The sequence below is a fragment of the Rhodopseudomonas sp. BR0C11 genome (assembly GCF_010820945.1).
In the GTDB taxonomy this organism is placed as follows: Bacteria; Pseudomonadota; Alphaproteobacteria; order Rhizobiales; family Xanthobacteraceae; genus Rhodopseudomonas; species Rhodopseudomonas palustris_H.
In genome coordinates, this window is record NZ_QTKI01000262.1 from 1 (window position 1) to 6,640 (window position 6,640).

Sequence of the window (6,640 nt, forward strand, 5' to 3'; positions counted from 1 at the left end):
TTTCAGGAGGAGGGGCGGAGGAGAGACCTTCCAGAGGGGGCCGGAGGGCTCTCTTCAGGGTCGCGGAAACACGAAGATGGCGCTCAACCCATCGACACGAAGGCGCGGGGCTCGCCGCCGCCGGCGGGCGGGATCGGCAGGCCGCCGTCGGCATATTCATTGAGCTTGTTGCGCAGCGTGCGAATCGAGATGCCGAGGATGTTGGCCGCGTGGGTGCGGTTGCCGAGGCAGTGCTTCAGCGTCTCCAGGATCAGATCACGCTCGACGTCGGCCACGGTACGACCGACCAGCGCGCGAGTGACCTGCTCGGCCGCGAAGGTGGCATGCGCCACCGCCGGCGGGGTCTTGGCTTGATCCAGCCGGTCGCCGTCCGGCGTGATGATGGCTTCGGGGCCGATCTCGTCGCCCTGCGCCATCAGCACCGCGCGGTGGATGGTGTTTTCCAGTTCGCGAACGTTGCCCGGCCAGCGATTGGTGGTGAGCACGCGGCGCGCTTCGGCCGACAGCGGCCGCAGCGGCACGCCATTGGCGTCGGCGTATTTCTTGGCGAAGTGCTGCGCCAGTTCGAGGATGTCGGCCGGCCGCTCGCGCAGCGGCGGGATCTTCAGATTGACGACGTTGAGCCGGAAAAGCAGATCCTCGCGGAAGGTGCCTTCGCGCACCGCTTCCGACAGGTTTCGGTTCGACGTAGCGAGGATACGGATGTCGACCGGCACCGGGCTCTTGCCGCCGACGCGATCGATCACCCGCTCCTGAATCGCCCGTAGCAGCTTGGACTGCAGCCGCACGTCCATCTCGGAGATTTCGTCCAGCAGCAGCGTGCCGCCGCTGGCTTCTTCGAACTTGCCGATGCGGCGGGCCACCGCGCCGGTGAAGGCGCCCTTCTCGTGGCCGAACAGTTCGGATTCCAAAAGGTGTTCGGGGATCGCCGCACAGTTGATGCTGATGAACGGCTTCTTGGCACGATTGGAGCGGCTATGGACGTAGCGCGCGAGCACTTCCTTGCCGGTGCCGGACTCACCGGTGATCATCACCGAGGCTTCGGAGCCGGCGATCTGCTGCGCCAGCTTCACCACCTTGGCCATTGCGTCGTCGCGGTACACCAGCTCGCGGCTGTCATTCGCCACCGCCGCCAGCACCGCGGCAATCAGCTCCGGATCCGGCGGAAGCGGGATGTACTCCTTGGCGCCGGCATGGATTGCGGCAACCGCGGCGCGGGCATCGGAGGCGATGCCGCAGGCGACGATCGGCACGTGGATGTGCTCGGCCTCCAGCCGCATCACCAGATCGCGGATATCGAGCGCGACATCGACCAGCAGCAGGTCGGCGCCCTTGCCGCCTCGCAACACCCGCATCGCCTGTTCGTTGTCGGCGGCGTGCGTGACCGACGCACCGTTATCGATCGCGATCTTGGTCGCGGTGGTGAGTTGGCCCTTCAGGGTGCCGACGATGAGAAGCCGCATGGATTGCTCCTAGATCTCCTGCCGCGCGAGTCCCGCGCGCTTCGCGTTTAAGTGTCCGCCTTGATGATTTCCGTCATGGTGACGCCGAGCTTGTCCTCGACCAGCACGACTTCGCCGCGTGCCACCAGACGGTTGTTCACATAGATGTCGATCGCCTCGCCGACGCGGCGATCGAGCTCCAGTACTGCGCCGGGTCCGAGCTTGAGCAGCTCTCCGACGTCCATCTTCGATCGACCGAGCACGGCCGACACCTGCACCGGCACGTCGAACACCGCCTCGAGATCGGCGGCAACGCGCGAAATCTGTTCGTCTTCCTGGTAACCGACGTCGGCCAGCGGCGGCGCGTCGGCACCGTTGAGGTCGGGAAGCGGCACCTGGCCGTCATTGTCGCCCATGTCTCACCTTCCTCTTGTCATCGGCCGCTGTTGCGCGATGCCATGTAGCGGCCCACCAATTCGTCGATCTTGGCTTCGACGGTGGCGCGCTCCAGCACCACGCCGCCGTCGGCCCATTCGATTTTGCAGTCGCCGCCGGCGATTTCCGGATCGGCCAGCAACACCAGACGGCCTGCGAAACCGCTCTGCTTGGCGAGCAGCTCGATGCGCTCGCGCGCGGCCTCGTACACAGCGTCATTGATCCGCACCACCAGATGCGGCGTCGCTACCAGATGGCGGAAACATTCGCCGACCAGCGCGGTGATCTCGGCGAGCGGTTCGGCGGCGATCAGTTCGCCGCACAGCTTGCGCGCCGCGGCAATCGCGACTTCGACCGCTTCGGTCTCCATCCGGGTTTCGACACCGCCGATGCCGCTGGCGATCACGTGCATCGCCTGCGCGACCTGCTCCAGAGCCATCGCACTGCGCCGCTGCGCCTCGACTGAGGCTTCGTTCTGACCGGCGGCAAACCCGTTCTGATAGCCGCGCTGCTCGGCGGCGGCGACGGCCTGCGCCAGCTCGGCCGCGGCGATCGCCTTCTCGCGGGTCTTCTCCGGTGCCCCGAAATCGTCGTTGAACAGAAATTTCTGTGCGGGAGCGGCCATCAGTACACCAGTTCGTCATCGGCGCGGTTCTTGGTCAGCACGATCTCACCCTTGGCGGCGAGATCCTTGGCGAGGTTGACGAGCAGCGCCTGCGCCTCGTCGACGTCGCGCAGCCGCACCGGACCGAGCGCGGCCATGTCGTCCATCAGCATCTTGCCGGCGCGCGACGACATATTGCCGAGGAAGAAGCCGCGGACCTCTTCGTTGGCGCTCTTGAGCGCGATCGCCAGCTTGTCCTTGTCGATGTTGCGCATCAGCGTCTGCGCCGAGCCGGCATCGAGCTTGACCAGGTCGTCGAAGGTGAACATCAGCGCCTTGATGCGCTCGGCGGACTCGCGGTTGTCCTCTTCCAGCGAGGTGATGAAGCGGGTCTCGGTCTGGCGGTCGAAATTGTTGAAGATTTCGGCCATCACCTCGTGGGCGTCGCGGCGGCGGGTCTGCGACAGGTTGGACATGAATTCGGAGCGCAGCGTCTTCTCGACGCTCTCGATCACTTCCTTCTGCACCGCCTCCATCCGCAGCATGCGGTTGATGACGTCGAGCGCCATGTCCTCCGGCAGGATCGCCAGAACCTTGGCGGCGTGCTCCGGCTTCAGCTTCGACAGCACCACGGCGGTGGTCTGCGGGTACTCGTTCTTCAGATAGTTGGCGAGCACCTCTTCGGAGACGTTGGAGAGCTTCTCCCACATGTTGCGGCCGGCGGGGCCACGGATTTCTTCCATAATGCCGGTGACGCGGTCGGCCGGCAGATATTTCTGCAGCAGCCGCTCGGTGGCGTCGTAGTTGCCCATCAGGGCGCCGGAGGCCGACATCCGCGACACGAATTCGAGCAGCAGATCTTCGACCGTTTCGGGCTCAATGGTGCCGAGCGTCGACATCGTCATCGACAGCTCGCGCACTTCTTCGTCGTCGAGCAGCGACCAGATCTTGCCGCCGTATTGTTCGCCGAGCGCGAGCATCAGGATGGCGGCGCGCTTCGGCCCGCTCAGCGGCTTGCTGGGCGCGCGGCCGCTCTGACGCTGCGCCAACGTCGCAACGACGGAGGCGATGTCATCCTGACTGGTTGCTGGGACGGGCGCGTCGGCCATGGCGGATTAGGTTGCGGGTTCGGCCAGCCATTGACGAATAATGGCGGCGGTTTCGTTGGGATTGCGTTCGGCGAGTTCGCCGACCCGGTGCACGGACTGGGCGTGAACCTGGCCTTGCACCTGGGCGATATCGATCATGCTGGGCACGCTGGCCGGTACCGGCTGACCATCGGCGCCGATCTGCGGCACGGTGCCGTCGGCCAGCGCCGGCAGGCCGCCGACGGCTTCCGGCGCCGGCTCGGCGGCGAGGATGCGCTTCACCAGCGGGCGGATCACCATGAACAGCACCACCAGGCCGAGCAGGAACATCACCCCGAGCTGGATCATGTTCATGATGTCGTCCTTGGTGAACTGGAACATCCCCATCAGCCCGGCCGGCTCCGGCAGCTTCTCGATCTGCGGCGCCTCGGCGAACTTCAGGTTGACCACTTCGATCTGGTCGCCGCGCTTCTGGTCGAAGCCGATCGCCGAGCGCACCAGCGCGGCGATGCGGTCGAGTTGCTCCTTCGGCCGCTCGGCATAGACCAGTTCGCCCTTGTCGTTCTTGGTGTAGGCACCGTCGACCAGCACCGCGACCGACAGCCGGTTGACGCGGCCGGCCTCGGTCACCTCGGTCTTGGTGACGCGCGAAATCTCGTAATTGTTGGTCTCTTCCGACTTCTTGCTGACGTCGCGGGCGCCGGCGCCCTGACCCTGGTTGGCGCCGGGCAGCTCGTTGTTGACGGTCACCTGGCCGTCCGCTGCCGAGGTCGCGGCGGACTCTTCGCGGGTCTGGCTCGACCGCAGCACGCGGCCTTCGGGGTCGAACTTGTCGGAGGTCTGGGTGATCTTGTTGTAGTCGAAATCGGCCGAGACCTGGACGCGGGCGCGGCCGGAGCCGACCACCGAGGACACGATGCCCTCGATCTGATTGCGCATCCGCTTTTCGAACGCGGCACGGCGCTCGTCGCTGGTGGCACCTTCGACCTGCTCGCCGCTGGCCGAGCCGTCGGCCAACAGTTGGCCGGCTTCGTCGACGATCGACACCCGCTGCGGCTTCAGGCCGTTGACGGCGGAGGCGACGAGGTGGCGGATGGCGCGCACCTGCTGCGGCTCCAGCGCGCCCCGCACGCGCAACACGATCGACGCCGACGGCTCCGGCGCCTCACGCGAAAACAACGGCCGCTCCGGCAGGACCAGATGCACGCGCGCAGCCTGCACACGATCAATCGCCCGGATGGTGCGCGACAGTTCGCCTTCGAGCGCGCGCAGATGATTGATGTTCTGAACGAAGCTGGTGGTGCCGAGCGCGTCCGACTTGTCGAAGATCTCGTAGCCGACGCCGCCGCCCTTCGGCAGGCCGCCTTCGGCGAGCTTCATCCGCAGCCGCGTCACTTTGTCCTTCGGCACCATCAGAATGGCGCCGTCGTTGCGCATTTCGAACGGAATGCCCTGGCGCTCCAGCTCCTTAATGATGCTGGAGGAGTCTTCAACGCTGAGATCCGTATAGAGGGTCGTCATCTGCGGCTGCGACACCCGCATGATGACAAAGGCGAAGAATCCAACCAGCGCAACCGTGACGGCAATCATCGCCATCAGCCGGGCGGCTCCCAAGCCTTTGAGAAAACCCAACAGATTCTGCAAGAAACGCCCCTCGGATGCGCAGCACGACCGACCGGCGGGCTCAGCCTCCCCGCACGGCTAGGCAAATCTTGCCTATGGGATGGTTTCCATATGGTTAACGAGTCTTAACGGACTGCAAAAACCCTTGAAAATACTGAAAGCCGGCTTCCCGAAACGGGGCCGGCTTTCGTCAAATCGTCAAAACCTGGAAAGGATTTGTTTACTGGCGATACTGCTGGATTCGCGTGGTGCGCAGGCCGGCCAGACCGTGATGGTCGATCGAGAACTGCCAGGACAGGAATTCGTCCACGGTCAGCGTGTATCGGCTGCACGCCTCCTCGAGGGAGAGCAGACCGCCGCGGACGGCAGCGACGACTTCGGCCTTCCGGCGGATGACCCAGCGCTTGGTGCCGGGTGCAGGCAGGTCCGCGATCGTCAATGGGCTTCCATCGGGCCCGATCACGTATTTTACCCTCGGGCGGTGGGGCTCTGTCATGGCGTACTCACAACTCGCAAAGCACTCAACTCACACGATTAACCTAAGCGAGCCGGCTTAAAATTTGCCTAAGCGAGCTGCAGGATTGTTCAGGTTGGTGTTAGTAAAGCGGTAACGAATGGCCGCCGCCCGGAATGTCTCAAAACGCCCGGCCTGATGTGATTACGTGGTTGGGCCGACAACCCGAAGGTTCGGCTTTCGAAGCAGCGATCGATCGTCTAGTTCTGACAGCATGAGTGACGACAGCGCGCCGGCAACGAAGCCAACCACCAACTCACCCGTGATTGCGAGCGACAGCTTGCATGCGGTCGCGCTCGACGACTCGACACTCGCAGCAGTCGATCAATGGGCCGCGAGCCGGTTGCTGTCGCGGGCTGAGGCGCTGGAGCGTCTGGTGCAACTGGGGCTCAGCATCGCGCCGGGGGCGCGGCCGCCGTTGGCGATCGCGCCGGACCGCGCCGTCGAACTCGCCGCATCACAGATTCACGCGCTGATCGATGCAGAAGCGCCGCCGGAAGAGCGCGACCGGCGGATCGCGCGGCTGGTCGAAGGCCCGCCGGAATTCGTCGAAGCGCGGGTCGACCTGCCGCGTCGCCGCGCCACCGATCTACTGACGGATGACAACTCCGTGTTGCCGCCACCCGCGCCCGGGACGCCGCAGCGCCGCGCTACGGATCGATCAGCACTCCCGGATTGAGCATCGCCTGCGGATCGAGCTCGCGTTTGGCGGCGCGTAGCGCGGCGGCGAACAAGTCCGGCCGCTGACGGTCGTACCATTTGCGATGATCGCGCCCGACCGCGTGGTGATGGGTGATGGTGCCACCTGCTGCGATCAGCGCATCGCTCGCCGCATCCTTGATCGCCTGCCATTGCTCGAGCAGCTCGCCATGCCGGCCAAGCGCATGAAACGAGAAGTACGGCGCCGGCCCGTCGGGATAGACGTGCGTGAAGC

Annotated in this window: 8 protein-coding genes; 1 reads left to right on the forward strand and 7 read right to left on the reverse strand. The window is 65.2% G+C overall.

Annotation, left to right across the window (positions count from 1 at the left end; translation table 11 throughout):
- Positions 1 to 83: 83 nt before the first annotated feature.
- The 6 genes from flbD to sciP form a co-directional block, all read right to left on the reverse strand.
- Entirely contained in the window at positions 84 to 1,463 is a 1,380-nt protein-coding gene (gene flbD, locus DYI24_RS18110) for a sigma-54-dependent transcriptional regulator FlbD (RefSeq protein WP_107343410.1), read from the reverse strand.
- A gap of 47 nt (positions 1,464 to 1,510) precedes the next feature.
- Complete coding sequence (gene fliN / locus DYI24_RS18115; RefSeq protein WP_011156831.1) at positions 1,511 to 1,858, reverse strand: flagellar motor switch protein FliN; 348 nt, start codon at positions 1,856 to 1,858, stop codon at positions 1,511 to 1,513.
- Positions 1,859 to 1,875: 17 nt separating this feature from the next.
- Positions 1,876 to 2,502, reverse strand: coding sequence for a FliH/SctL family protein (locus tag DYI24_RS18120; protein ID WP_107343409.1), 627 nt, complete (start codon positions 2,500 to 2,502; stop codon positions 1,876 to 1,878).
- Positions 2,502 to 3,590, reverse strand: coding sequence for a flagellar motor switch protein FliG (fliG, locus tag DYI24_RS18125; RefSeq protein ID WP_011156829.1), 1,089 nt, complete (start codon positions 3,588 to 3,590; stop codon positions 2,502 to 2,504). Before fliG ends, DYI24_RS18120 begins: the two co-directional genes overlap by 1 nt.
- 6 nt (positions 3,591 to 3,596) lie before the next feature.
- Positions 3,597 to 5,213, reverse strand: coding sequence for a flagellar basal-body MS-ring/collar protein FliF (gene fliF / locus DYI24_RS18130; protein ID WP_107343408.1), 1,617 nt, complete (start codon positions 5,211 to 5,213; stop codon positions 3,597 to 3,599).
- Positions 5,214 to 5,412: 199 nt separating this feature from the next.
- Complete coding sequence (sciP, locus tag DYI24_RS18135) at positions 5,413 to 5,688, reverse strand: CtrA inhibitor SciP (protein ID WP_011156827.1); 276 nt, start codon at positions 5,686 to 5,688, stop codon at positions 5,413 to 5,415.
- Positions 5,689 to 5,920: 232 nt separating this feature from the next.
- Here sciP and DYI24_RS18140 point away from each other — a divergent pair, with 232 nt between their 5' ends.
- Complete coding sequence (locus DYI24_RS18140; RefSeq protein WP_107343407.1) at positions 5,921 to 6,385, forward strand: hypothetical protein; 465 nt, start codon at positions 5,921 to 5,923, stop codon at positions 6,383 to 6,385.
- On the opposite strand, the gene DYI24_RS18145 is transcribed toward DYI24_RS18140, so the two are convergent.
- A partial coding sequence (locus DYI24_RS18145) for an FAD-linked oxidase C-terminal domain-containing protein (protein WP_283810873.1) occupies positions 6,357 to 6,640 on the reverse strand: 284 nt, incomplete at its 5' end. The genes DYI24_RS18140 and DYI24_RS18145 overlap by 29 nt on opposite strands.

Bases quoted from the DNA above. Each gene is read 5' to 3' on its own strand.
- flbD (WP_107343410.1), bottom strand. From the start codon at position 1,463: ATGCGGCTTCTCATCGTCGGCACCCTGAAGGGCCAACTCACCACCGCG.
- DYI24_RS18140 (WP_107343407.1), top strand. From the start codon at position 5,921: ATGAGTGACGACAGCGCGCCGGCAACGAAGCCAACCACCAACTCACCC.
- sciP (WP_011156827.1), bottom strand. From the start codon at position 5,688: ATGACAGAGCCCCACCGCCCGAGGGTAAAATACGTGATCGGGCCCGAT.
- fliG (WP_011156829.1), bottom strand. From the start codon at position 3,590: ATGGCCGACGCGCCCGTCCCAGCAACCAGTCAGGATGACATCGCCTCC.
- fliN (WP_011156831.1), bottom strand. From the start codon at position 1,858: ATGGGCGACAATGACGGCCAGGTGCCGCTTCCCGACCTCAACGGTGCC.
- DYI24_RS18120 (WP_107343409.1), bottom strand. From the start codon at position 2,502: ATGGCCGCTCCCGCACAGAAATTTCTGTTCAACGACGATTTCGGGGCA.